This is a genomic window from Cupriavidus sp. SIMBA_020 (genome assembly GCF_046535395.1).
In the GTDB taxonomy this organism is placed as follows: Bacteria; Pseudomonadota; Gammaproteobacteria; order Burkholderiales; family Burkholderiaceae; genus Cupriavidus; species Cupriavidus campinensis.
The window spans coordinates 1-356 of the sequence record NZ_JAWRWU010000172.1 but is presented as its reverse complement, the minus strand read 5'-3'; the positions used below and the strand labels follow the sequence as shown (position 1 = coordinate 356).

Annotated in this window: 1 pseudogene; it reads left to right on the top strand. The window is 67.7% G+C overall.

Annotation, left to right across the window (positions count from 1 at the left end):
• Positions 1 to 356, top strand: a pseudogene (locus tag SB751_RS28685) (ABC transporter substrate-binding protein); the annotation flags it as partial.

The following is a 356-nucleotide window of genomic DNA, read 5'->3' as shown; positions in this document are numbered from 1 at the left end:
CCGACCAGCGCAAGCACGCGATCGCGTTCACCGATCCGATCTACACGATCCCGAACCAGCTGATCGCGAAGCAGGGCAGCGGCCTCCAGCCGACGCCGCAAGCGCTGAAGGGCAAGCGGGTCGGCGTGCTGCAGGGCACGATCCAGGAAGCGTACGCGAAGAAGAAGTGGGCGCCGGCCGGTGTCGAGGTCGTGCCGTACCAGACGCAGGACCTGGCCTACGCCGACCTGAAGTCGGGCCGTCTCGACGCGACGTTCCAGGATTCGGAAGCGGGCGCGAAGGGCTTCCTGTCGAAGCCGCAAGGCCAGGGCTTCGCATTCGCGGGCGGCACCGTCAGCGATGCCGAGATTCTCGGC